Source organism: Ruegeria sp. BC6 (genome assembly GCF_056539185.1).
Genome location: NZ_JBQFUM010000004.1, coordinates 138440 through 161149 on the forward strand (window position 1 = coordinate 138440; position 22710 = coordinate 161149).

20 protein-coding genes and 1 pseudogene are annotated in these 22710 nt (G+C 62.0%); 3 read left to right on the forward strand and 18 right to left on the reverse strand.

Annotation, left to right across the window (positions count from 1 at the left end; translation table 11 throughout):
- Positions 1–278 precede the first annotated feature (278 nt).
- Together ACR0MM_RS13300 and ACR0MM_RS13305 are read left to right on the forward strand one after the other, a co-directional pair.
- Positions 279–3425, forward strand: coding sequence for an adenylate/guanylate cyclase domain-containing protein (locus ACR0MM_RS13300; protein ID WP_480696654.1), 3147 nt, complete (start codon positions 279–281; stop codon positions 3423–3425).
- A gap of 154 nt (positions 3426–3579) precedes the next feature.
- Positions 3580–4500 carry a hypothetical protein gene (locus tag ACR0MM_RS13305; RefSeq protein ID WP_480696656.1) on the forward strand — a complete coding sequence of 307 codons (921 nt, stop codon included), beginning with the start codon at positions 3580–3582 and terminating at the stop codon, positions 4498–4500.
- Positions 4501–4608: 108 nt separating this feature from the next.
- Here the strand turns inward: ACR0MM_RS13305 and ACR0MM_RS13310 are convergent.
- The 6 genes and pseudogenes from ACR0MM_RS13310 to ACR0MM_RS13335 all read right to left on the reverse strand — a co-directional run.
- Positions 4609–4928, reverse strand: a pseudogene (locus ACR0MM_RS13310) (preQ(1) synthase); the annotation flags it as partial.
- Positions 4929–5060: 132 nt separating this feature from the next.
- Complete coding sequence (locus ACR0MM_RS13315) at positions 5061–6524, reverse strand: aldehyde dehydrogenase (RefSeq protein ID WP_480696658.1); 1464 nt, start codon at positions 6522–6524, stop codon at positions 5061–5063.
- 11 nt (positions 6525–6535) lie between these two features.
- Positions 6536–7573, reverse strand: coding sequence for an LLM class flavin-dependent oxidoreductase (locus tag ACR0MM_RS13320; protein ID WP_170372682.1), 1038 nt, complete (start codon positions 7571–7573; stop codon positions 6536–6538).
- A 1-nt stretch (position 7574) separates the two neighbouring features.
- Positions 7575–8489, reverse strand: a complete 915-nt coding sequence (locus ACR0MM_RS13325; RefSeq protein WP_480696660.1) for a flavin reductase family protein — start codon at positions 8487–8489, stop codon at positions 7575–7577.
- Complete coding sequence (locus ACR0MM_RS13330) at positions 8486–9301, reverse strand: alpha/beta fold hydrolase (protein WP_480696662.1); 816 nt, start codon at positions 9299–9301, stop codon at positions 8486–8488. The genes ACR0MM_RS13325 and ACR0MM_RS13330 overlap by 4 nt, the downstream gene beginning before the upstream one ends.
- Positions 9273–9875, reverse strand: coding sequence for an amino acid synthesis family protein (locus tag ACR0MM_RS13335; protein WP_480696664.1), 603 nt, complete (start codon positions 9873–9875; stop codon positions 9273–9275). The genes ACR0MM_RS13330 and ACR0MM_RS13335 overlap by 29 nt, the downstream gene beginning before the upstream one ends.
- Before the next feature lie 102 nt (positions 9876–9977).
- Here ACR0MM_RS13335 and ACR0MM_RS13340 point away from each other — a divergent pair, with 102 nt between their 5' ends.
- Positions 9978–10679, forward strand: a complete 702-nt coding sequence (locus ACR0MM_RS13340) for a GntR family transcriptional regulator (RefSeq protein ID WP_480696666.1) — start codon at positions 9978–9980, stop codon at positions 10677–10679.
- A gap of 12 nt (positions 10680–10691) precedes the next feature.
- Here ACR0MM_RS13340 and ACR0MM_RS13345 read toward each other — a convergent pair whose 3' ends face one another.
- From ACR0MM_RS13345 to ACR0MM_RS13400, 12 genes are all read right to left on the reverse strand, one after another.
- On the reverse strand, positions 10692–12194 hold the full coding sequence (locus ACR0MM_RS13345; protein WP_480696668.1) for a mannitol dehydrogenase family protein: 1503 nt from the start codon (positions 12192–12194) through the stop codon (positions 10692–10694).
- Entirely contained in the window at positions 12194–12967 is a 774-nt protein-coding gene (locus ACR0MM_RS13350) for an L-iditol 2-dehydrogenase (RefSeq protein ID WP_480696670.1), read from the reverse strand. Before ACR0MM_RS13350 ends, ACR0MM_RS13345 begins: the two co-directional genes overlap by 1 nt.
- Positions 12964–13968, reverse strand: coding sequence for an ABC transporter ATP-binding protein (locus tag ACR0MM_RS13355; RefSeq protein ID WP_170589078.1), 1005 nt, complete (start codon positions 13966–13968; stop codon positions 12964–12966). The genes ACR0MM_RS13350 and ACR0MM_RS13355 overlap by 4 nt, the downstream gene beginning before the upstream one ends.
- A 10-nt stretch (positions 13969–13978) precedes the next feature.
- Positions 13979–14809 carry a carbohydrate ABC transporter permease gene (locus tag ACR0MM_RS13360; protein ID WP_170341115.1) on the reverse strand — a complete coding sequence of 277 codons (831 nt, stop codon included), beginning with the start codon at positions 14807–14809 and terminating at the stop codon, positions 13979–13981.
- A 13-nt stretch (positions 14810–14822) separates the two neighbouring features.
- Complete coding sequence (locus tag ACR0MM_RS13365; RefSeq protein WP_149775359.1) at positions 14823–15689, reverse strand: carbohydrate ABC transporter permease; 867 nt, start codon at positions 15687–15689, stop codon at positions 14823–14825.
- Between the two features lie 107 nt (positions 15690–15796).
- A complete protein-coding gene (locus ACR0MM_RS13370; RefSeq protein WP_480696672.1) occupies positions 15797–17098 on the reverse strand; it encodes an ABC transporter substrate-binding protein in 1302 nt (433 codons plus the stop codon).
- 97 nt (positions 17099–17195) lie between these two features.
- Entirely contained in the window at positions 17196–18227 is a 1032-nt protein-coding gene (locus tag ACR0MM_RS13375) for a LacI family DNA-binding transcriptional regulator (protein ID WP_093963209.1), read from the reverse strand.
- A 112-nt stretch (positions 18228–18339) separates the two neighbouring features.
- The gene (locus tag ACR0MM_RS13380; RefSeq protein ID WP_480696674.1) at positions 18340–19239 is read right to left on the reverse strand and encodes an FAD:protein FMN transferase; all 900 of its coding nucleotides are present in this window, start codon (positions 19237–19239) and stop codon (positions 18340–18342) included.
- Positions 19236–19754, reverse strand: a complete 519-nt coding sequence (locus ACR0MM_RS13385) for a nitrous oxide reductase accessory protein NosL (RefSeq protein WP_480696676.1) — start codon at positions 19752–19754, stop codon at positions 19236–19238. The genes ACR0MM_RS13380 and ACR0MM_RS13385 overlap by 4 nt, the downstream gene beginning before the upstream one ends.
- On the reverse strand, positions 19751–20572 hold the full coding sequence (locus tag ACR0MM_RS13390) for an ABC transporter permease (RefSeq protein WP_480696678.1): 822 nt from the start codon (positions 20570–20572) through the stop codon (positions 19751–19753). Before ACR0MM_RS13390 ends, ACR0MM_RS13385 begins: the two co-directional genes overlap by 4 nt.
- Positions 20569–21462 carry an ABC transporter ATP-binding protein gene (locus ACR0MM_RS13395; protein ID WP_480696680.1) on the reverse strand — a complete coding sequence of 298 codons (894 nt, stop codon included), beginning with the start codon at positions 21460–21462 and terminating at the stop codon, positions 20569–20571. Before ACR0MM_RS13395 ends, ACR0MM_RS13390 begins: the two co-directional genes overlap by 4 nt.
- Positions 21452–22708 (reverse strand): nitrous oxide reductase family maturation protein NosD, encoded by a 1257-nt coding sequence (locus tag ACR0MM_RS13400; protein WP_480696682.1) that lies wholly within the window; start codon positions 22706–22708, stop codon positions 21452–21454. Before ACR0MM_RS13400 ends, ACR0MM_RS13395 begins: the two co-directional genes overlap by 11 nt.
- Positions 22709–22710: the final 2 nt, after the last annotated feature.

Sequence of the window (22710 nt, forward strand, 5' to 3'; positions counted from 1 at the left end):
GCCAATTCTGGCTGGATGCGTTCTTGATTGAATCCCGCTTGGCCCGAAGGTGCATTTTGCCAGCCAGTAGACGCAAATTCCGACTTGGGATAGGTTCGTGCTGGGGCAACAATGCGGGCGTTCCGCCTTGCATTGGCAATTAATACGCAACACGCTGACTATAAGGGCCGGCATACGGTCGGACATATTTTAGCTTCGTCAGAAACCAGGTCTCTCTGACTGACGCCGATTGGACAAAAGGCAAAGCACATTGAAGTAATTTCGACCGAGGACTGAAGATGGCTGACATCAGGGCGTGGTTGGAGAGGTATTCCCTTGAGAAATACCATGATGTGTTTGCCTCGAACGCGATCGAATTGGATGTTCTTGCAACCCTCACTGAAAATGACCTGGTCGAGCTTGGACTGAACCTCGGGGATCGCAAACGCATGATGCGGGCGATCGAGGCGCTTCGCTCGGATCAAGGTGGCGTATCACATTCCGAGAATGCTCTCACGTCATCGCAAATTGGGCCTCACGCGCCTCAACCCACGGCATTGGAAGGTGTCCCCGAGCGCAGGTATCTGACTTTGGTCTTTGTCGATCTCGTTGGATCGACTGAATTGTCCAGTCATCTGGATCTTGAGGAGTACCGCTCCGTTCTGCACGACTATCAAGCCCTTTGTTTTGATGTCGTGACCCGGCACCACGGGCACATTGCCCAATTCATCGGAGATGGAGTGGTTGCTTATTTCGGTTATCCGACGGTCGAAGAGAACGATGCGGAAAGGGCCGTTGCCGCCGGACTGGAAATCTGTGGCTCCATTGGTCGTATCAAACACGGCAAGGGTGAGGTCATCGGGGTTCGGGTCGGGATTTCTTCCGGGGAAGCCGTGGTCGACAATCACTCGACTTTGGGAGGTCTGGTGGTCGGTGAGGTGCCGAATTTGGCGGCCCGTATCCAGGAACTGGCGGACCCTGGAACGGTCGCCATCAGCGAGCACACCAAGCTGCTGATCGGCAGCAACTTTCGCTGCGAGTGGAAGGGGAAGCAAAGCCTCAAGGGGTTTGAGAACCCGATCGGCATCTGGAAAGTTCTGAGTGCGGAAGAGCCGATGCTGCGGTTTCAGGCGCGTCCCGGGGTTCAAGGCTCGCCCTTCGTCAACCGGGTCGATGAGATCGCGACGATCAAGAAGCATTGGCAGGCCGCACTGAATGGGGAAGGGCAGGCGGTTATGGTGTCCGGTGAGGCCGGCATCGGAAAATCTCGTCTTGTCGAGGAATCGACCCGCGGATTCGAGGAACAACAATTTCTGCGGCTTGGGTTCCAATGCTCGCCCAACCACGAGCGAAGTGCCCATTTCCCGGTTCTCAGCTGGATCAGCCACATGGCCGATTTCCGCAGAACCGACTCTGACCAGCGGAAGCTGCGCAAACTCAGGCAACTGTTTCAGGAATGGTCGGAGGTTCCGGAAAACTATCTTCCTTTGTTTGCCTATGCCATGTCGTTGCCGGTGGAGGCCGAGGAAAACCTGCTGAAACTGCCCTTTGACCGGCTCAAGCAGCAGTTTCAGGAGGCCTTGGTGCAGACCGTTGCTGCGCTGGCGCGGCATCGACCGGTTCTGTTGCTGTTTGAAGACCTGCATTGGATCGATCCCTCGACTGAGGAAATCATCGCTTTGTTGATCGAGCGCTTCAGGTCCATGCCCGTCATGATCATGTGCACGTTCCGCCCGTCCTACCATCCACCGTGGGAAGGCCGGGAGGGTGTCGTCCCGCTGACGATTTCCCGCCTCGACCGGGACCACGTCCACCAGATGCTGGATGCGCTTTTGCAGTCCAAGCAAGTGACACAGACCATGAAAGACCGGATCGCGAACAGGACGGATGGCGTCCCTCTGTTTGCGGAAGAGATGGCACGAATGATCCAGGACGGGTTCTTCGACCAGACGGACGCGTCCGCAATGCAGATGCAACAGGCACTGCCATCGACACTCAAGGAACTGTTCTGGGCCATGTTCGACCGGCTGAGCACGGCCCGCGATATCGTGCCGGTCTGCGCCGCCATTGACCGCAACATCCTGCCTGCGATGGTCAGTTCGGTCAGCGGTCAATCGTACGAGGCAACCCTGCGCATGTTGGACGAGTTGGTCGAAGCGCAAATATTGGTGCGGCGCGGGGTCAATATGGGAGGCGCCTATGCGTTCCGCCACGCTTTGATACGGGACGCAGCCTATGACCTGATGTTGCCCAGTCGGGCGCGGGCGGTGCACACCCGGATCGCCGAGGTCCTCGACACTTCGTTCAGTGACCTTGTGGGTCAGAACCCTGAATTGCTGGCCCAGCACTATGCCCGCGCGGACATGCCCAAACAGGCCCGGGACGCGTGGCGCCGGGCGGCAGTCATCTCGGGCGAGCGATTTGCCAACGAAGAAACCATCCACCATCTCAATGAAGCCTTGACCGAGAACGACAAAATCACCCCAAGCCCCGAACGGGATCGAGAAGAGATTTCGCTGCGCAAGATGCTGAACGTGGCCCTCAGTACCAGGGCGTTCGGGTCGAAAGAGGTTTTGGCCAATCTGGACCGGTTCCGCCACCTGCTTGACCGTTCCTCCGCCAGTGTGACGGATGCGTTTCTGGCCGTGCATGTGCAGTTCGGTGCTCAGTTGACTCTGGGCGATCCGAGGGGCGCGTTGGCTTTGTGTGATTACCTGGAGGAGGTCGCACGGCGCGCGGAAAACCCGACGATGGAGGCGCTCGCGGCGCACAATATCGGCATGAGCAACTTCATGCTTGGCCGTCTGGAGGTCGCCATTTCTGCTTTCGACCGTGCGATTGCGTTGCGCGGGGCAACCGGCCCGGACGATCTGCTGAATTATCACGAGGCAGACATATACTTGGTTGATCAGGCGATGAGGTGCTGGGCCGTGGTGCTGCAAAGCGGAGACGGCGAAACGTTTCGCGCCGAGCTAGCGGAACTGGCTGAGCGGATCAGTCGTGAACCACACGATTTCACCCGGTGCTACGGGCTGAACATCCTGGCGACCATCTATCAGATATTGGGCGACACAGGGTCATTGCTGGATATGGTCAACCGCGCGCTCGAGATCAGTGGGCAGCGGGAGTTCCACTACTGGGATGCCTGGGGCCGCATCCTGCACGGCTGGGCGCGGGCATCAGAAGGTCACCCTGCCGAGGGGATCGCCGAGATCTCGGCCGGTATCGACGCCTATGTTGATACAGGTTCAACTCAGATCGTTCTCTACGCTCAGACCTTGCTCGCAGACGCGCACTTGATGGCTGAAGAGATTGCTGAAGGCTTGAAGGTGATCGAACTTGTGCGAGCGGGTGAGAAGTCTTGGAGCGTCCGGTATCAGCTCCCGTTCACCGACCGGGTCGAGGCGGCCTTGCGCAATGCGCAGTCAGAAGTCGCAATGAAGTGAGCCACCCGGTCGACGCACTTTTTGTGCCAAGTTTTTAGTCTGGACATAACTTCAGCCGAACTGCCGAAAGGCGCGATTATTGAAACATATACGAAAATTTGATAGTGTTTGACGGCATTGTTTCGATTTTTAGATCAAAAAACTGGGGATAATCATGTTCAGACTTAAGGCTTTAGGCGTTTCAATTCTTGGCGCAGTGATGGCGCTTGCAATCCACGCACCAGCAACAGCACAGGAGATTTTGTCCGAAGACGGAACCGTAAAATTTGAAGATGGGATACCGCAGTACTCAGGCGGCACCGAGTTGTTTACTTTTCAATATCATCAAGTCGTCAATGAAAACGATCCTGAGAACCTGCTGTTTTCAGCTGACCGTCAGTTGGATTCCTTGGATCCCGTTGAACTTTTCCGTGAATACGGAGACTCCACTCGGGTTTTGGAGGCCCCCGGAATGTCGGCGCTTATGGCGCAGTCCCTGGAAGGCGGTTTTGCGTCGTCCTTTTCGGACATGGTTCTGACGGAACTTGCGGTGCTGCAGAAAAATTGTGTCGTCAACGGCGCTCCGATCCAAAGTGCCACCATCAAGCCGGTTTACAGCGTTCTGAGGCTTCACACGAACCCGATTAGAACAAACGCCGTGCTGAACATTTTTTCGTACAAATTGCTGGAATGCAGTGAAGACGGAGTTGATATTTCCATCCCGCTCAAGCGCCGGTGGGTCATCTCGATTGGGTCCGGGTTGGAACAGGGGCCGATCGACAAGACAATCGGTGGGGTCCAGATGACCTACAAGATGTTCGCGCAGGGTAAATCGATCAAGCTGATGGCTTATTACTCCAATCTGACACTGCATGGCGAAAGATGGGGACCGGATATGCGTCTAATATCCGGGTTTGACCAACTCGGCAATGTCGACCCCAGAAACAAGTACTACACTCCGAAGGCCGCAAGTTGCCTTGATATCGACTTCAAGAACAAGCCGCCGAATGACGTTGACGTTTGGTCCGTTGCGCCCAGTGACATGAGGTTCTGCGCCCGTGGGTGCATCCCCGGAGATGTGAGCGCCACCAAGTAAGGCTGCTTCTGTTTAGGTTTGACCAAACCGCAGACCCTGCGCTCGCGACATTTGTCCACTGATCAAGGCGCGGGGTTTTCCAAAGATTACCTCCTTCCGCGATCGGGCGGGCACACACTGATCGGAGATCGAGACATTTTCGGGCATGGCGCCTGTTTGCCAGGACAGGTCGATCGGAATGCCGCAATGTGGATACCAGTGCCCTCCAATCCGCAACCATCGATGCGTCGGAAACCTGACCCGGCGCCGGGCAATGGAAACGGTGCAGTTCTCTTGGAAGGAGCCGTGGTTTCGGAGCGATCCCAGAAACAGTTTCAGCGACTTCGACCTGACAAGCCAGCCTGTCCCTTCATCGGGCAGAGCGAAGTGAATTCGGGCGCGGTGAATCTCACGCACAATTCGAAATCGGCTTGTGGAATCTGAACCCTTGTTTTGCAACTCGTTTACGCTGCAACCGGGATGCGCAGTGTTTAACGGTGGGCAAGCTACTGCCAAGCCGATATGTTTCGTGGTCTCTGAGTTTCCTGCCGAATTTTCCACATTTGGAGGTGGCCGGCGGGTCAGCGCATGACAAAAGGATCAGGAATAGGGTCGTCGCTGGTGCGCAGCCAAACGGACTTGATTTTGGTGTAGTCCAATGCAGCCTGCAGCCCGCCCTCGCGCCCATGCCCCGACAATCCATGCCCCCCAAACGGAGCGATCGGACTGACTGCGCGGTAGGTGTTGACCCAGACAATGCCGGCTCGGATTGACCGAACCATCCGATGGGCCCGCGTGAGGTTTTGCGTGAACACGCCCGAGGCCAGGCCAAACCGGGTATCGTTTGCGATCGCGATGGCCTCATCCTCTGTTTCGAAGGAAACGACCGACAGGACGGGGCCGAAGAATTCGTGCGTCAAGCAATCAGCATCGCGCGCCCGACTGCAATCCAGAATGGTCGGTGGAAAGTAGAATCCCGCGCGATCAAGTGGCTGGCCGCCAGTAATCAATTGCGCGCCTTGGGCCTGCGACCGGGTGACAAGTTCGGCGGCCCATTTCTGCTGCCGCTGCGTGCACAGGGGCCCGACTTCGGTCGCCATATCATCCGGTGCGCCGATCACGACCGCTTCGGCCTTTTGCCGCAGACGGTCCAGGACCGCGTCCTTGATCGATGCCTGAACCACAAGCCGCGACCCGGCAACGCAGCTTTGACCCGACGCCGCGAAAATTCCGGAAACCTGAGCGTTGACCGCACTGTCCAGATCCGCATCCTCGAACACGATAAAGGGCGACTTTCCACCCAGCTCCAAAGAGGTAGACGCCAGATTCTCGGCCGAGTTTCGCACGATATGCCGAGCCGTTTCCGGCCCGCCGGTAAAGGCGACATGGGCAATTCTTTCGTGCCGGGTCAAGGCAGCGCCGACATCGGGCCCACCCGTCAGAACATTCAGAACGCCTTCGGGAAACCCGGCCTTGTGAAAGATCCGCGCGAACTCCAGCATTGGGGCAGGGGCCACTTCCGAGGCCTTCAGCACCACTGTGCAACCGGCCGCTAGGGCCGGGCCGATCTTGACCGCCGACAGGAACAATTGTGAGTTCCAGGGCACGATCGCCGCGACAACCCCCACGGGTTCTCGCCGCAGCCAAACTTCCATATCTGGCTTGTCGATGGGCAAATGGGCGCCTTCGATCTTGTCCGCGAGGCCCGCGTAGTAACGATAGTAATCCGCGACATAGGCAATCTGCGCCGAGGTTTCGCGGATGATTTTTCCAGTGTCGCGGGTTTCCAGCTCGGCCAGTCTCGGTGCGTTTTCAGCAATCAGATCTGCCAACCGGTATAGCAGCTTGCCCCGCGCAGTTGCGGTCAGTGACGCCCATTCCGGGGATCTGAAAGCCTGGTCCGCTGCCATCACGGCCTGGTCCACATCAGCTGGGCTGGCGGCGGGCATCTGCGCCCAAGCCTCACCTGTGGATGGGTCGACACTTTCGAACCAGGTGTCGCCATCGCGGAAAGTGCCGCCGATATAGTTCTGAAACCGTTGCATCCAGAATTCCCCTATTGAAAGGCCGGCATCACATCCTTGATGAAACGCTCCAACGAGGCCTTTTTGCGTTCAAACGGCATGCTGGAGTCGATCCAGAATGAATACTCGTCATACCCCAGTTCCTCGCATCTCCGAAGCCGGTCGATCACGGTATCGGCTGTTCCGATGACAAGGTCCCGCTCCATGTTCTGGGGCGAATAGAACGGATGCTCGGCGATATCGGCATCACTCAGCGGGGCAATCAGCCCCTGGGTAACGTCACGCTTGTTCATGAACCATGCGCCGAAATAGCAGTAGAACCGGTTCAACTCGATGGCGGCCTGTTTTACGTCGTTCTGATCTTCGGCCACGTAAGTGTGGCGCAGCAACATAATCTTGGGGCGCGGCATGTCAGGAAACTTTGCGCAGGCGGCATTGAACTTGGCCATCAGGTCGATGACTTCGTCGTCGCCGTTCCACAATGGCGTGACCTGTACGTTGCACCCTGAGCTTACGGCGAATTCGTGGCTGTTGGGGTCGCGTGCCGCCACCCAGATGGGCGGCCCACCAGGTTGCAGGGGCAGGGGCGACGAGGTGGTCTTGGGAAATTGGTGGAATTCGCCGTCATGGGCGTAGTCTCCCTGCCAAAGCTGTTTCACTGCAGGGATGAGTTCGCGCATGCGCTGCCCGGCTTCCCACGCATCCATGCCAGGCATCATACGTTCGTATTCGTAACTGTAGGCACCGCGGGCAATGCCCAGATCCAGCCGACCGTCGGTTATGATGTCCGTCATCGCGGCCTCGCCTGCCAAACGGATCGGATGCCAGAAGGGCGCGATCACGGTGCCGGTGCCCAGCCGGACATTCCGGGTATGCCGAGCCACGTCAATCAGGCTGAGAAACGGGTTGGGCGCGATTGTAAAGTTCATCCCGTGGTGCTCGCCCGTCCAGACGGCATGCATCCCGCCGTCGTCGGCGATTTTGCACAGTTGGATGAACTCGTCATACAACTGCTTCTGGTCCTGCTCTGGCGAAATCCGCTCCATATGCGCAAACAGCGAGAACTTCATTTCAACTCTCCCGAACCAACGGTTTGACCTGTCCGCTGGTTTCATCTCCGTAGTATATGCCGAAATTGCCCAAACGGCTTTCCCGGGCGAAACGTTCCAGCATCGTACAGATCGCCGGGTCCGCGACATCCATCAGCGTCGACTCGACGATCTGCGTAAAAGCCCCGTTGGCTGGAGTGCCGTCCTCGGCTTGGCAAAGGAACGAGATATGCTGTCGTCGCGACTTGTCCTGGTAGACCGAATAGATAAAGCCCGGTTCTGCCTTGATCCCACATCCCGCGATCAACTGGGCCATTGCAGTATCGGCGCCGTTCGCCATGTCCTCGGTTGCCGGAATGGTCAGGCCGCCGTTGCCATCGTCCAGCAGAAGGATCTGGCCGTCCCGCTCGATCAACGCGGAAACCACGACGCCCGCGCGACGGTTCAGCGCCCGGGCTTCGGCGGCAGGCGTCACGTAGGCGCCGCGGGCATAACCCAGGCCAGGTGCGATCGAGTGGTCGAAGGCCTCGACCCGACCGATCAGGATCAGGTGGTCGCCGGCTTCGACCGTCTTGAAAACCGAGCAGTCAAACCAGGCTGAAACCCCGTCAAGGATTGGTGCGCCGTTGGGTCCTGGCTTCCAATCGACACCGGCAAACCGGTCCTGTGAAGGGCGTGCGAAGGTGTTCGAAACACTGATCTGATCCTCCGACAGGATGTTGACGGCGAATCCGGTGGCTTCAGAGAATGTGTTGAAATTGCTGGATGTATTGGCAAGACAGACCGAGATCAGCGGAGGGTCCAGCGAAACCGAGGAAAAAGAATTGGCGGTAAAGCCGATCGGTCGGCCGGATTCGTCATGGGTCGTGACCACCGTGACACCGGTGAGAAAGGTTCCGAACGCGCTGCGCAGGGCGCGAGGGTCGAAATCGGTCATGTGGGCGACCTTTCGTGCGTTGGGGTCTTCAGCCATTGAACAAGGGCCGCGTTGACAGTCTTTGGATCAGTGAGGTTCACCATGTGCCGATGACCCTCGACGACAACCGCCTGCCCCTTGGCGGCCGCGGCGATGGCGCGGGTCATGTCGGGTGTGGAATTCGGATCCTCAGCACCCGTCAACGCCAGCAAGGGGCAAGAGATCTGAGAGTAGCGATCAGCGTAGACCATGTCGCCCCGGGCAAAGGCATCGTAGGCCGCCGCATAGCCGTCTATGTCGACCGCGGCCAACCATGCCGCGACCCTGTCCCGAGCGGCGCGGTCGGCCGGACTGTTTGCGAACCAACGTTGCAGCGGGGTTTCCAGATCAAAGGTTCCGGCGCTGATCAAGCCGGCGCGCGCCAGCACAGAGTCCCGGGCCTGATCGTCCCGCCGAAAGACTCCGTTCAGCAAGGCGACGCGCCGGACCCGATCGGGATGTTCGACCGCAAACCCGCCGGCAATCAGTGCGCCCATCGAATGACCGGCAAGGTTCACACGATCTAGGTTCAAAGCGTCCAGCGCCGCCCGCAGCCACTCCACAAATGCTGGTAGCTGCGCCCCCACAGCGATCGGGTCGGACTGGCCATGCCCTGGCAGATCCAGCGCGTAGACCGCGTGCAAGTCGGACAAGGCATCGATCTGCGGCGCCCAGGCCTCCGACTGCATACCGACCCCGTGCAGCAGGACCAGCGGTTCGCCATCGGGGGGGGCGGCAAAGCGCAAGCCAAGGCGTCCGAAAGGTTCAGACAGCTGCCGGATTGTCGACGTCATGTCCCAAATCCTTCAGATCCTGATAACGATCCCCGATGCGGTGATGCGGGCGCCCTCCGATCGAAGCACCCAAAGCGATCATGATCTCATCCGGGGCCGGAGCGTCTGCGACCTGCAGGTGGATGGTCAGATAGTGGCTGCGCCGCCCACCATCATTCTTGTCCATCAGGGGAATTTGCATGGCCGCATTCGCCGGTCCGCGCGTGTTGGTGAAGGCAAGGTAGGATTTTGCGCCGACCGCCTCGCGATAGGCATTTCCGAACCTCAGGGTATGGATCAGGGCCGACCCGTGCTCGACCTCACCATTCACTCCGACAACGGCGGCTTTGCCATAGGCTTCAACCCGATCACCGCCGCCGGACGCCTCGAGAATCATCTCGGTCAGCATTTGGCCCAGCCCCGGAGCACAATCGTGTATCTCTGGACGCAGGTCTTCGACAAAGCCGCGGCCGGCCCAGGGGTTGGTCACAACGGCGACCGCCGCGATCAAGGTCAAAGGGCGCTCGGCGGCTTTGCCACCTTCAATCAGCGTGTTTTCGACATGCAGCAGTGTTTTACGGATGGTGGCGGGCATCGCAAAGGTCCTGTGATTCCGTTTCCGGCATGATGGTATACCATAAGACAGGATGTCAATCATACCTTGCTGAGGCAACGCGCGACCGGTAGATTCCCATCCATGACAACGCCAAGACTGACCAAGATCGATCATCCCCCGGCAACCCTGCGCGACATGGTGCAAGAGCGCATGCGCGAGGCCATCATCGAAGGTGTTTTCCAGCCCGGAGAACGGCTGGTGGAACGTCCGCTATGTGATCAGCTTGGTGTCAGCAGGACAGTCATCCGGGAAACGATCCGCTATCTCGAGGCCGAAGGACTGGTCGAAATTCTGCCCGGGCGCGGGCCGATCGTGGCTTCGATCACACGGGACGAGGCACGGCAGATCTACGATATCCGCCGCATGCTGGAAACCGCGGCCGCCGAGAACTGCGCGCGCAATATCACATCAGACAGGGCCAGCAGCCTGCATAGGGCGCTGGAGCGGCTCAAGCAGGGTTTCGTGGACAAGACGCCGGGCTCGATCTTCCGCGCCACTTCCGATTTCTACTCAGAGATTTTCGAGGGGGCAGGGCATCATGTGGCCTGGGATGTGGTCCAGCGCCTGAACGGTCGGATCAGCCGTTTGCGGATGATGACCTTGACGGCAATAGAACGCGACCGCCCCGGGATCGAACATATGGAAGCCATCTGTTCTGCGATTCAGTCCGGCGACCCCTCCGCCGCGCGCCGAGCCGTCGAACGGCATCTGGACGATGCGGCCTCGGTTGCCGAAACCCTGTTCGATGCAGAAGAGGGTCTGGGCAAAGCCGCACACTGCTAGATCCTGCACCGGTCAGGTTTGGTCGCCCAGATACGTCGTCAGGGCCTGGCGCGCTCCCTGATCCCAGATCACCCTGAGCCAACGGTCAAACGCGTCGCGAAACGCGCCCGATTGCGCCAAGTCCTGGTAGTACTGGGTCTGCTCAAGCCAGGTGGTCGGGTTGTCGCGGGCCGCGTTGGCCGAGGAGACAAGATCGGACCAGTTGGGATCGTTGGGTTCGATGATACTTCCATCCTCGCGAGTGCCGGCACACATGCGGGCCCACAGCGCCTCGACTAGGGCCAGCCCGTTGATCGGTGCGCTGGCGGCCAATGCATCATAGACGGTGGGAAGCACAAATCCCACATGCCGGGAGGATCCGTCAAAAGCAACGCGGCGCGTGGTGTCGACGATGGCTGGATTGCGGAACCTCTCCTCGATCAAGGCTATGTAGTCCGCGACCGACTGATTGGGCACCGGACGCACGAAAGGCGCGATTTCTTCGACCAAAACCTTTCGGAAGAATGCTGAAACCAGTGGATCGGCCATGCAGTCTGCGATCGTATTCAGGTCCAGGATCTCGCCGACATTGGCCAGAACCTGGTGGCCCGCGTTCAGAATGCGCAGCTTCATGACCTCATAGTCATGAACGCGGTCGGTAAATGTGGCGCCGACCTTGTCCCAATCCGGGCGACCGGCGCAAAAGGCATCCTCGATCACCCATTGGCGAAAGCTTTCATGGGTGACGGGGGCGGCGTCGTCGATCCCCAGCGCGCGCACCAGCTCCAGTTCGGTCGGGCCGGTGGCGGGCACGATGCAATCGACCATCGAGTTGGGAAAGGTGCATTGCGTGGCGATCCAGTCGGCCAGATCCGGGTCCGACAGGCGCGCCAGCCCTACCACCGCCTGACGCAGGACCTGCCCGTTGCCGATCAGGTTGTCGCAGCTCAGCCCGGTCAACGGACCAACGCCTGTATCGCGCCGCCGTCGCAGGCCCGCAACGATGGCACCGAAGGCGGTGCGCGGACGGTCAGGGTTGGCGGCATCGTGGCGGATGTCGGGGTGGTCGGTGTCCAGCCCCTTGGTCACAGGGTGCACGAAATAGCCGCCCTCGGTCACGGTCAGCGAGACGATGCGGATCGCCGGGTCGGCCAGCTGCGCGATCAGCGGGCCGTTGTCTTCTTTCGGGGGCAGGTAGTCGATCATCGCGCCGGTCACCTCGGCACGGCGCTGGCCCTCGGTCAACTCGACCAGCGTGGTCAGACAGTCCTGCGCCAGCAGCTTGCGCCGCATCTCGGCGTCATAAGCGCGCACGCCGGCGCCGATGATGGCCCAATCCTGCGCCGCGCCCTGCTGCATCAGCCGGTGCAGGTACCAGGCCTGATGTGCGCGATGAAAATTGCCCACCCCGATATGCACGATCCCCGGCGTCAGCGCGGCGCGATCGTACTCGGGCCGCAGAACACTTTTGGGCAACGCGCCCAGATTGGCCTGACACAACCGGACCGGTCGGGTATCTGCGGGGCGCTCCACCATCAGCTCATCCAATTTCCACCATCCACGTTGTATGTCTGGGCCACGATGTAGTCGGCCTCGGACGAGGCCAGAAAGACCGCCATTCCGGTCAGGTCCTCGGCCCGGCCCATCCGGCCGAAGGGCACCGCTTTGCCCACTTCCTTCTTTTTCTGACCCGGCGCCTTGCCTTCGTATGTGGCAAAGAAGGCATCGACGCCGTCCCAGTGCTCGCCATCCACCACGCCGGGGGCGATGGCATTCACGTTGATCCCGTGTTTGATCAGGTTCAGCCCGGCCGATTGCGTCAGGCTGATCACCGCCGCCTTGCTGGCGCAATAGACCGCCACGAGTGGCTCGCCCCGGCGGCCGGCCTGGCTGGCCATGTTGATGATCTTGCCGCCGGTGCCCTGCTCGATCATGTGGCGCGCGACCGCCTGCATCGTGAACAGGGCGCCGGCAACGTTGATGTCGAACACGCGCTGGTAATCCGCGCGGGTGATTTCCACGATCGGGGCGGCGGTGAAGATCGCGGCGTTGTTGATCAGGATGTCGACCCCGCCCATCCGCGCCGCGGCGTCGGCCACGCCCGCCTCGATGCTGTCCTGCTGCGAAACATCCATTTCGACCGCAATCGCCTGCGGCCCGATCGCGCGCGCGGCCTTGCGCGCCTGCTGCACGTCGATGTCGGCCAGCGCCACCTGCGCGCCCTCGGCGGCATAGGCCTGGGCAAAGGCCAGCCCGATGCCCCGCGCCGCCCCGGTGATCAGGGCCCGTTTTCCAACCAGCCGGTTCATGCGATCCGCAGCCCTGCCGCGTCGAACCGGTGGATCTTGTCCTCCTCCGGCGTCAGATGGATCGTGTCTCCGTGGCGCAGGCCGACCTCGCCGCCGGCGCGCACGGTCATCGGCTCGGCGAAGCCGTCCACATGGACGTGAAAGAACGTGTCCGAGCCCAGATGTTCGGACACCCCGACCGTGCCCTTCCACAGGCCCTCGTTGGGCGAGGCGGCAATGTGCTCGGGGCGGACGCCGATCGTGTGGGCGCCGTGCTTTTCGGCCTCGGGGCCTTCGATGAAATTCATCTTGGGCGAGCCGATGAAGCCGGCCACGAACTTGTTGCGCGGCGCGCGGTACAGTTCGAGCGGCGAGCCCACCTGTTCGATCACGCCTGCCTGAAGGACCACGATCTTGTCGGCCATGGTCATGGCCTCGACCTGGTCATGGGTGACGTAGATCATCGTGGTTTCCAGCCGGTTGTGCAGCTCGGATATCTCCAGCCGCATGCCTACGCGCAGCGCCGCGTCCAGGTTCGACAGCGGCTCGTCGAACAGGAAGGCCGCCGGTTCGCGCACGATGGCGCGACCGATGGCGACCCGCTGGCGCTGGCCACCCGAAAGCTGGCCGGGGCGGCGGTCCAGATAGTCGGTCAGGTTCAGAACCTCGGCCGCCTGTTCGACGCGGCGGTCCTGCTCGGCCTTGTCCAGCCCGGCCATGCGCAGCGGAAAGGCGATGTTCTTGCGCACGGTCATGTGCGGATAAAGTGCGTAGGACTGGAACACCATGGCCAGGCCCCGCTTGGCCGGCGGCACCGCGGTGGCGTCCTGATCGTCGATCAGGATGCGGCCGCCGCTGACGTCCTCTAGCCCCGCGATCAGGCGCAGCAGGGTGGATTTTCCGCAGCCCGATGGGCCCACGAACACCACGAATTCGCCGTCGTTGATTTCCAGATCCAGCGGCGGAATGACTTCCACGTCGCCAAAGCTCTTGCTGACTTTCTCAAGTACGATGCGTCCCATGTGTCTTTCCTTACTTCACGGCGCCGAAGGTCAGGCCGCGGACCAGTTGTTTCTGACTGAACCACCCAAGGATCAGGATCGGGGCGATGGCCATGGTCGATGCCGCGCTGAGCTTGGCGAAGAACAGGCCCTCGGGGCTGGAATAGCTGGCGATGAACGCGGTCAGCGGGGCCGCGTCGACGGCGGTTAGGTTCAGGGTCCAGAACGCCTCGTTCCAGGCCAGGATGAAATTCAGCAGCACGGTCGAGGCGATGCCCGGCACCGCCATCGGCGTCAGGATGTAAAGGATTTCCTCTTTCAGCGTGGCGCCGTCCATGCGCGCGGCTTCCAGGATGTCGCCGGGGATTTCACGGAAATAGGTGTACAGCATCCAGACGATGATCGGCAGGTTGATCAGCATCAGCACCACCACCAGCCCGGCGCGGCTGTCCAACAGGCCCAGTTGGATGAACAACAGGTAGATCGGGTACAGAACCCCCACCGCCGGCAGCATCTTGGTGGACAGCATCCACAACAGGATATCCTTGGTGCGCGCCGAGGGCACGAAGGCCATGGCCCAGGCGGCGGGCACCGCGACGATCACGCCCAGAAGGGTGGACCCGCCCGCGATGATGATCGAGTTCCACAGATACCGCATGTAGTTCGACCGCTCCTGGACCACGGCATAGTTCTCCAGCGTCCAGTCGAAGTTCAGAAAGATCGGCGGGCTGGCGATGGCCTGGGCCTCGGTCTTGAAGCTGGTCAGGATCGTCCAGAGGATCGGGAAGAAGATCAGCAGGCCGACAGCCCAGGCAAAGGCGGTGTTGATCAGCTTGCGTGGTGTGGTGACGGTGCGGGCCATGTTTTCGTCCTCCTCACGCGTCCAGGTTTTTGCCGACAATGCGCATCAGGAAGATGGCGACGATGTTGGCAAGGATGATGGCATAGACTCCGCCGGCCGAGCCCAGCCCGACATTCTGGCTTTCCAGCACGCGCTGGTAGATCAGATAGGTCAGGGTGCGGGTGCCGAAGGCGCCGCCGGTGGTCACGAAGATCTCGGCGAAGATCGACAGCAGGAAGATCGTCTGGATCAGGATGACGATCGTGATCGCCCGGCTCAGATGCGGCAGAATGATGAAAAAGAAGCGTTTCAGCGGTGGCGCGCCATCCATTTCGGCGGCCTCCAGCTGTTCGCTGTCCAGCGACTGGATCGCGGTCAGCAGGATCAGGGTGGCAAAGGGCAGCCATTGCCAGGACACGATCATCACGATCGACGGCATCGACGCCTCGGACAGCCACGAGATTGGCTCGGCCCCGAAGAACCGCCACAGATGGGCAAACAGGCCGTTGACCGGATCCATGAACATGTTCTTCCAGACCAGCGCCGAAACGGTGGGCATTACGAAGAACGGGGCGATCACCAGAATGCGCACCACGCCCTGGCCCCACATCGGCTGATCCAGCAGCAGCGCCAGCAGGATGCCCAGCACCACGGTGATGGCCAGCACACCGCCCACGATCACCAGCGTCGCCTGAACGGCGGGCCAGAAGGAACTCGAGGTCACGAACCGGACGTAGTTGTCGAACCCGACCCAACCCAGGTCACCGCCGCGCAGCGGCAGGTATTTCTTGAAGGAAAAATACAGAGTCATCGTCAGCGGAACCAGCATCCAGCCCAGCAGCAGGACCACGGCGGGCGCCATCATCAGGCGTGCGACGGATCGGGAGTGTTGAGTTGCCATGACGCAAGACCTCTCTGTTCAGGCGGCTTCTTGCCTGCGAGACTAACACGGGTTGTGGAAGGGGGAGAGCGGGGGACAGAAATCTGCCCACCCGCTGGGAGGAGGCCTCAGTACCCTGCGGCTTCCATTTCTTCGGCCGTAAAGGCCTGTGCCTTGGCCAGAGCTTCGTCAACTGACTGCTGTCCGGCATAGACCGCCGAGAATTCCTGGCTCACCTGGGTGGCGATGCCCGCGAATTCGGGGATGGCGACGAACTGGATCCCGGTATACGGCGTCGGCTTGACGCAGCAGTTTTCCGGATCGGCCGCAAGGATCGACTTCAGCGTCATCTGCGCGAAGGGGATGTCCTTGTAGTTGGGGTTCTCGTACAGCGAGGTGCGCGCACCCGGCGGAACGTTGGCCCAGCCCTCGTTCTCGGCAACCAGTTCGATGTATTCCTTCGAAGTGGCCCATTCGATGAACTGCTTGGCGGCGTCCTCTTTCTGGGTGCCGGCCGGAATGGCCAGGGCCCAGGCCCACAGCCAGTTGGCGCGCTTGTCAACGCCTTCCGAGTTCGGCGCCAGAGCAAATCCAACCTGATCGGCGACAGTCGAGTCGTCGGGGTTGGTCACGAAAGATGCGGCAACGGTGGCGTCGATCCACATGCCGCATTTGCCCTGCTGGAACAGCGACAGGTTTTCGTTGAAGCCGTTGGTGGCATACCCGGCGGGGCCGGATTCGTTCATCATGTCTACGAAGAAGGTCAGCGCCTCTTTCCACTCGGGCTGATCGAACTGGGGTTTCCAGTCTTCGTCGAACCAGCGCGCGCCGAACGAGTTCGCAGTCACGGTGATGAAGGCGCCGCCCTCACCCCAACCGGCCTTGCCGCGCAGGCAGATGCCGTTGATGTCGTTGTCGCGGTCCGTCATCGCAGCCGCCGCTTCGCGGATGAACTGCCAGGTCGGCGCCTCGGGCATCTCCAGACCGGCCTTCTCCATAAGGTCGGTGCGGTACATGATCATCGAGCTTTCGCCATAGAATGGTGCCGCATACAGCGTGCCGTCGTGGCTGAGGCCGCCGCGCATCGCGGGCAGGATGTCGTCCACGTCATATTCCGCGGACATTCCGTCCAGCGGCACAAGCCAGCCGTTCGCGCCCCAGATCGGCGTTTCGTACATGCCGATGGTCATGATGTCGAACTGGCCGCCCTTGGTCGAGATGTCGGTGGTCACACGCTGGCGCAATACGTTCTCTTCCAGCGTGACCCATTCCACCTCGTGGCCGGTCGCTTCGGTGAATTTGTCGGTGTATTTCTGCATCCGGATCATGTCGCCGTTGTTGACGGTGGCGATCGTGATCGTCTCGGCCGACGCGGCGCCGGCGGTCAGGGCCGCGGCACTGGCCGCCCATAGAACAGATTTCAGGTACATTCTTTCCTCCCTGGTGTCGAATTACCTGGAGGAAAGCATCACGAATTATTTGGCGCGCGTCAACTAAAATTTTACGCGCGTAAAAAAATGTCGAAAATCAGGCCGAACTCCGCAGTATCAGACGCGCGGGAAACAGGGTTTCGGTGCGCGCGCTCAGCCGCCCGCCGGATTCGACCAGTTGCGTCAGCGTCTCGACGGAGCGATTCGACACCGCGTTGTAGTCATGCGCAGCGGTGGTCAGCGACGGGCAGGTGAACTTGGAAAACGGATGGTCGTCATGCGAGGCGACGCGCAGGTCGCAGTCGTCGCCCAACCCGACCCGCAGGCCCTTTTCATAGCAGGCCGACAGGAACCCGATGGCCAGCCGGTCGTTGCTGCACAGAATGGTGCGCGAGGGCAGCCTGGGCTGCTCCAACAGCTTGAATGCGCCCTCGCGGCCGATTTCCTCGAATCCCCAGCCGCGCCCGTCGACCTTTATCACCTGCGGCTCAAAGCCCAGGCTCTCCATCTTCTTGACATAGGCGATTCGACGTTTGTTGGCGTTGGGGTTGGCGGGGTGGCGCATCTCGAAGAACGCGGGCGGCTCGCCGCTGCGGCACAGGTAATCGACGGTCTGTTCGATGAAGCTGGCATTATCCGATCCGACAAAGGCCGCGCCCATACCCTCCAGGTTGCTGTCAAACAGGATGGTGGGGATGTCCTTGCAGAACTTCTCGATGAACGATCGGTCGGAATCGCGCCCCAGCGGTGCCAGCAGCACGCCTGCCGGTTTCAGCGCGCGCAGGCTGTCGAGGATCTCGGCCTCCTGCGCGGGGTCGCCATAGGCGCTGTAGAGCGTCGGACGGAACCCGGCCTCGATGCATTTTTCTTCGATGTTGCGGGCGATCTCGGCAAAGAACGGGTCGGCCAGATAGGGCACCACGATGCCGACATTCTTGGTCAGCTTGCGGTTCTGGTTCATGGCAAAGATGTTGGGGCGATAGTCGAACCGCTCCAGCGCCTGCTCGATCCGTTCGCGGGTCGACCGTCGGACGCTGTCGGGATCGTTGAAATATTTCGATACCGTCGGGCGCGAGATCCCGCTGACCGCCGCAAACTCCTCCATGTTCCGGATTTTTCTGGGTGCCATGCCTTGCCTCTGGCGCGGGGCCAGGCCCGCGCCGCTCTGAATTTGTCGCTGTTTTACCTTTTCTTATCGCGCGACAAATTTCAACGGCAGAGTTCCGGGACGGTCATTCCGGTCAGATCAGCATCTCGAGCCGGGCCTCGGGGAAGCGTTGCAGAACCGGCGCGATCCGGTCGGCGGGCAGCAGGCACAGCGCGGTCGAAAGCCCGTCGGCCAGCGCCGCGTCCGGGGCCGAGACCGAAACCGCCCGATGCCGGACCGGCTGACCCTGCGGGCCCAGAATGTGGCCATGACGCCCGGCCAGCTGTGTCGCATCAGGGGCCGAGGTCGCCACCGCCCGGTCGCGCAGTTCGATGCGCCGGGTCACGCCCTCGGGGCCGGCCAGACCGACGCGCCAGTCCGACCCGTCGGCGCGGGTGCCGATGGCGGCTATCTCGCCCATGTCGACCAGCACATCGGTCAGCCCCTGCGCCCGCAGCAGCGCCGCGATCCGGTCGGTCACGGCGCCCTGCGCGATGCCATTCAGCGTCAGCGCCGAACGGCCCGGATGGGGCAGGCGGATGCCGTCGGCCGAGACCGAAACCTCCTGCCAGCCGACCAGCGCCCGGGCCTGCGCCGCTTCGGCATCCGTCGCGCCGGTCGCCAGCGCCATCCACAGCGGTTGAACGGTCGGGTCGAACGCACCGCCGGTTGCGTCGTGCAGGGCGGCGCTTTGGGTCAGCACCTGCAGCAGCTCCGGCGCCGGGGCGGGCAGGGTGCCGTCACGGTTCAGGCGGCTCAGCTGCGAATCCGGGCGGTACAGGCTGAAGATATTCTCCAACCGGTCCAGTTCGGCCTCGAGCGCGGCGATGATCGGCGCGGCCTGCGCGTCACTCAGCCCGACCAGCTGCAGGCTGGCGGGTGCCCCCAGCGCGGTGCCGCGCCAGCCGGCCACCGGTGCGGCGCGCGCCACGGTCGGCAAGGCGGCGCAGGCGGCCGAGATGGTCAGGAAACGGCGGCGGGACAGGGTGGTCATGCGGGTGTCTCCAGGGATTGCGTCAGATCGACGGGCCCCAAAGCGGCTTCGTCGGGAATGTCGGTCAGGGGCAGGGCGGTGCCGCCATAGGTTTCGATGAACCGCGCGGCGGCGCCCGGCGTTGCAAAGGGCACGATCTCGGGCGCGCCCATGCCGCCGGCCACGCCGGCGCCCACCACGAAGGTGGCCTGATCGGCGGCGATCCAGTTCGAGATGCCTGGCTCGTTCCAGCTGGGGGCCGCGCCCATGTCGCTGACATAGACCGCGGTGATCTCGGCATCCCGTTCGGGACTTTTGAGATAGGCCACCATGTCGCGCACCTGGGCAAAGAACAGCGGCGCGGGATAGCCCTCCAGATGGATCTGCCCCTTGGGCCCGCCGTGTTCGGCCACGTTCATCTGGCAGAAATAGCTGAGCGCGGTTTCGGTCAGATCGACCGGATCCGGCAGGGCGGCGGCCTGTTCTTCCTTGCAGGCTGCCAGCGCGATCAGCGCGATCAGGGCAAGGCGGGTCATGGCTCCACCCTCCGGAACGCCAACCGGGCTAGGGCAAAGCCCAGAACCGGCCAGATCAGCAGCGAGGCGGGCGCCGCCCAGACGGGCAGGGCCTGCGCCGCGCCGGTCATGCCGGACGCCATCGCCACGCCCTCGGTCGCGGCGATGTTCCACAGACGGAAAGCGTCGGCCGGGTTGGCCACCATCACCCAGGGAAAGACGGATTGGGTGAAGACGCCGCCCTTGTCCATGACGACGGCTCCCAACAGCCCAAGATCATAGAGGACGACGAAGACCAGCCAGAGCCCGGCCGACAGACCTGCCGCCGCCGTTGCGCCCCTCGCCAGGGCGGACAGCAGGTATCCCAGCGCCAGAAACACGGCGCCCAGTAGGATCGAGGTGACGATCAGCCGGCCAAGCGCGAACAGGCTGTCCGCGCCCGCGCCGCCGAACCACGCGGCGACCGCCCCGGCAGTGCCGAAACCGACGATCATGGCGAAGGCCAGCGCCGCCAGGTGGGCGGTGAATTTGCCCAGCAGGATCTCGCCCCGCCCCGCCGGATAGGACAGCAGCAGCGACAGGCTGCCCCGGTCCACGTCACCGGCGATGGCGTCAAAGGAAATCATCAGCGCCAGGAGCGGTGCCAGATACACCGACAGCGTGGTCATCGAGGCGACCGACACCGTCAGCATGTCGACCCCCAGCGTGCCGGTGGGCGCGCTGCCGGCAAAGGTCAGCGCCAGTGCGAACAGAACCATGATCAGCGTCGCCACCAGCAGCCAGCGGTTGCGGCGCAGGATCAGCATCTCGGTGCGGGTTATGGCAAGGAAACGGGTCATTGCAGCGCCTCCTGAGCATAGTGGCGATAGAGGTCTTCCAGCTTGGGCGGGGTCATTTCCACGTCGGCCACCGCATCACCCAGACCGGCGATGCGGCGCAGCGCCTGCATCTTGTCGGCGGGCGAACACAGCAATTCGACCGAGGCGCCGTTGATCCGGTTGCCGCCCAGTTCGGCGGCCAGCGCGTCGGCATTGGCACGCGCGCGGACCCGCAGACGGATCGGCAACCCGGCCAGCGCCGACAGGTTGGCCAGCGTGTCATCGGCCACCATCCGGCCCTTGCGCATGATGGCGATGCGGTCGGTGCGGGCCTCGACCTCGGTCAGGGCATGGCTGGCGATCAGCACCGCGGTGCCCTGCGCGGCCAACTCGTCGATGATGGCGTACAGGTCCTGGCGCGAGATCGGGTCCAACCCCGAGGTGGGTTCGTCCAGCAGCGCCAGTTTCGGCTGACCCAGCAGCACCTGCGCAAGGCCCAGCCGCTGCCGCATCCCTTTGGAATAGGCACCGATCCGGCGGTCCATCGCATCGCCCAGCCCGACACGGTCCAGCAGGGCGGGCACGTCGGCTTTTGTGCCTGACAGCTTGGCAAACAGGGTCAGCTGCTCGCGCCCGGTCAGGGCCGGGTGGAACGAGACCGCCTCGGGCAGATAGGCCGTGTCGCGGCGCGCCTGCGCGCTGCCGGGGGCGGCGGTGCCGATGCGGATCGTGCCGGCCTGGATGGGCGTCAGACCCAGGATCGACTTGATCAGGGTGGATTTTCCGGCGCCGTTGTGGCCCAGCAGCGCCACGCGCTGGCCGGGCTCGAGCGTCAGGGAGATATCGCTCAGAACGCGGATCTTGCCGCGATCCTTGCAGACCGTTTCGATGGTCAGGGCCTTATCCGTCATGAGGCACCTTTTTCATGGCTGGGGGTTGAGGGGCTTGCATCAAGGGGTGGCTGTCGATCACGCCGCCCGGCAGCAGCGCGGGAAAGGCCGATTGCGACCAGCGCACCAGCTGCACGGCGGGCGAGCCGAGCAGCAGCTTGGCTGCGGGTTGGGTCCACAGCACATGGTCCATGCTATCGTTGGGGCGATAGGGGGCGTCGGCGATGCCGTCGCCGTTCACGTCATAGGCGGCAAAATCGGACCAGTAGTTGCCGCGGCCGTCTTCCGACCACTCGACCCATTTGGTCGAGACGTATTTCACCTGTGTCCGGTTGCCGACAAAGGCGTTGCCGACGATCCGGTTGCGTTCGCTGCCGGCGGTGAAATGGATCCCGATACCGCAGCCTTCGAACCAGTTGTCGGTGAATTCGTTCTTGTTGGAATTGTACAGAAAGGTGCACTTCTCCTTGGCGCCTTTCACCACGTTGCCCGAGATCACGCTGTCATTGGCATAGTTCAGCATGACCCCGTGTTCGCGGTCGCCGACCGAGACGTTGTTGATCACCTGCACGTTCGAGGTGAACATCACCGCATAGCCCAGATCGTTGCCGATCGAGACATTGTCGCTGACGATGGAATCGTCGGCATACATGTAGTGCACGGCAAAGCGCAGATCGCGGAAGGTGTTGCCGGTGAAGGTGTTCTGCTTGGACGAGTTCACGAAGATCCCGTCGCGGCCAAAGCGGATGTCATTGCCTTCGACCACAGCGCCGGGCGCGTTCCAGACATAGACCCCGTTGCCGCGGTCGTTCATCCGGCGGTCCTGCCGGCCCTCGATCCGGTTGCCGCGCACGATGCTGTCATCGGCGCCGTGGATGTCTATGCCATAGAGATTGCCCAGCAGCACGTTGTTTTCCACCACGGCGGCGCGGGCCGTCTTGGTCAGCTGGATGCCGCTGTCGATCTCACCATGGTCCGATCCCGACCCGATCACGGTCAGGCCGCGCAGGGTGACGTCGGGCCCGGTCACGGTGATGACGCTGCCGGTGCCCTGACCGTCGATGGTGGCCTGGCCCTGCCCGTCGATGGTGAAGGGCCGGTCCAGAACCAGGCGTTCGGCATAGACGCCGGGGCTCAGGCGGAGGGTGTCTCCATCCGCCGCCTGCGCCAGTGTCTCGGTGATGGCCCCCGCCCGGTTGGGCACGTCCCAGTCCGCCGCCCAAAGCGGCGAGCCGAACAGAAGCGGGATGAGCAGGGGCCAGCGCATGG

Excerpts from the sequence above, each read along its gene's own strand:
- ACR0MM_RS13300 (WP_480696654.1), top strand. The coding sequence starts at position 279 with ATGGCTGACATCAGGGCGTGGTTGGAGAGGTATTCCCTTGAGAAATAC.
- ACR0MM_RS13305 (WP_480696656.1), top strand. The coding sequence starts at position 3,580 with ATGTTCAGACTTAAGGCTTTAGGCGTTTCAATTCTTGGCGCAGTGATG.
- ACR0MM_RS13315 (WP_480696658.1), bottom strand. The coding sequence starts at position 6,524 with ATGCAACGGTTTCAGAACTATATCGGCGGCACTTTCCGCGATGGCGAC.
- ACR0MM_RS13320 (WP_170372682.1), bottom strand. The coding sequence starts at position 7,573 with ATGAAGTTCTCGCTGTTTGCGCATATGGAGCGGATTTCGCCAGAGCAG.
- ACR0MM_RS13325 (WP_480696660.1), bottom strand. The coding sequence starts at position 8,489 with ATGACCGATTTCGACCCTCGCGCCCTGCGCAGCGCGTTCGGAACCTTT.
- ACR0MM_RS13330 (WP_480696662.1), bottom strand. The coding sequence starts at position 9,301 with ATGACGTCGACAATCCGGCAGCTGTCTGAACCTTTCGGACGCCTTGGC.
- ACR0MM_RS13335 (WP_480696664.1), bottom strand. The coding sequence starts at position 9,875 with ATGCCCGCCACCATCCGTAAAACACTGCTGCATGTCGAAAACACGCTG.
- ACR0MM_RS13340 (WP_480696666.1), top strand. The coding sequence starts at position 9,978 with ATGACAACGCCAAGACTGACCAAGATCGATCATCCCCCGGCAACCCTG.
- ACR0MM_RS13345 (WP_480696668.1), bottom strand. The coding sequence starts at position 12,194 with ATGGTGGAGCGCCCCGCAGATACCCGACCGGTCCGGTTGTGTCAGGCC.
- ACR0MM_RS13350 (WP_480696670.1), bottom strand. The coding sequence starts at position 12,967 with ATGAACCGGCTGGTTGGAAAACGGGCCCTGATCACCGGGGCGGCGCGG.
- ACR0MM_RS13355 (WP_170589078.1), bottom strand. The coding sequence starts at position 13,968 with ATGGGACGCATCGTACTTGAGAAAGTCAGCAAGAGCTTTGGCGACGTG.
- ACR0MM_RS13360 (WP_170341115.1), bottom strand. The coding sequence starts at position 14,809 with ATGGCCCGCACCGTCACCACACCACGCAAGCTGATCAACACCGCCTTT.
- ACR0MM_RS13365 (WP_149775359.1), bottom strand. The coding sequence starts at position 15,689 with ATGGCAACTCAACACTCCCGATCCGTCGCACGCCTGATGATGGCGCCC.
- ACR0MM_RS13370 (WP_480696672.1), bottom strand. The coding sequence starts at position 17,098 with ATGTACCTGAAATCTGTTCTATGGGCGGCCAGTGCCGCGGCCCTGACC.
- ACR0MM_RS13375 (WP_093963209.1), bottom strand. The coding sequence starts at position 18,227 with ATGGCACCCAGAAAAATCCGGAACATGGAGGAGTTTGCGGCGGTCAGC.
- ACR0MM_RS13380 (WP_480696674.1), bottom strand. The coding sequence starts at position 19,239 with ATGACCACCCTGTCCCGCCGCCGTTTCCTGACCATCTCGGCCGCCTGC.
- ACR0MM_RS13385 (WP_480696676.1), bottom strand. The coding sequence starts at position 19,754 with ATGACCCGCCTTGCCCTGATCGCGCTGATCGCGCTGGCAGCCTGCAAG.
- ACR0MM_RS13390 (WP_480696678.1), bottom strand. The coding sequence starts at position 20,572 with ATGACCCGTTTCCTTGCCATAACCCGCACCGAGATGCTGATCCTGCGC.
- ACR0MM_RS13395 (WP_480696680.1), bottom strand. The coding sequence starts at position 21,462 with ATGACGGATAAGGCCCTGACCATCGAAACGGTCTGCAAGGATCGCGGC.
- ACR0MM_RS13400 (WP_480696682.1), bottom strand. The coding sequence starts at position 22,708 with ATGCGCTGGCCCCTGCTCATCCCGCTTCTGTTCGGCTCGCCGCTTTGG.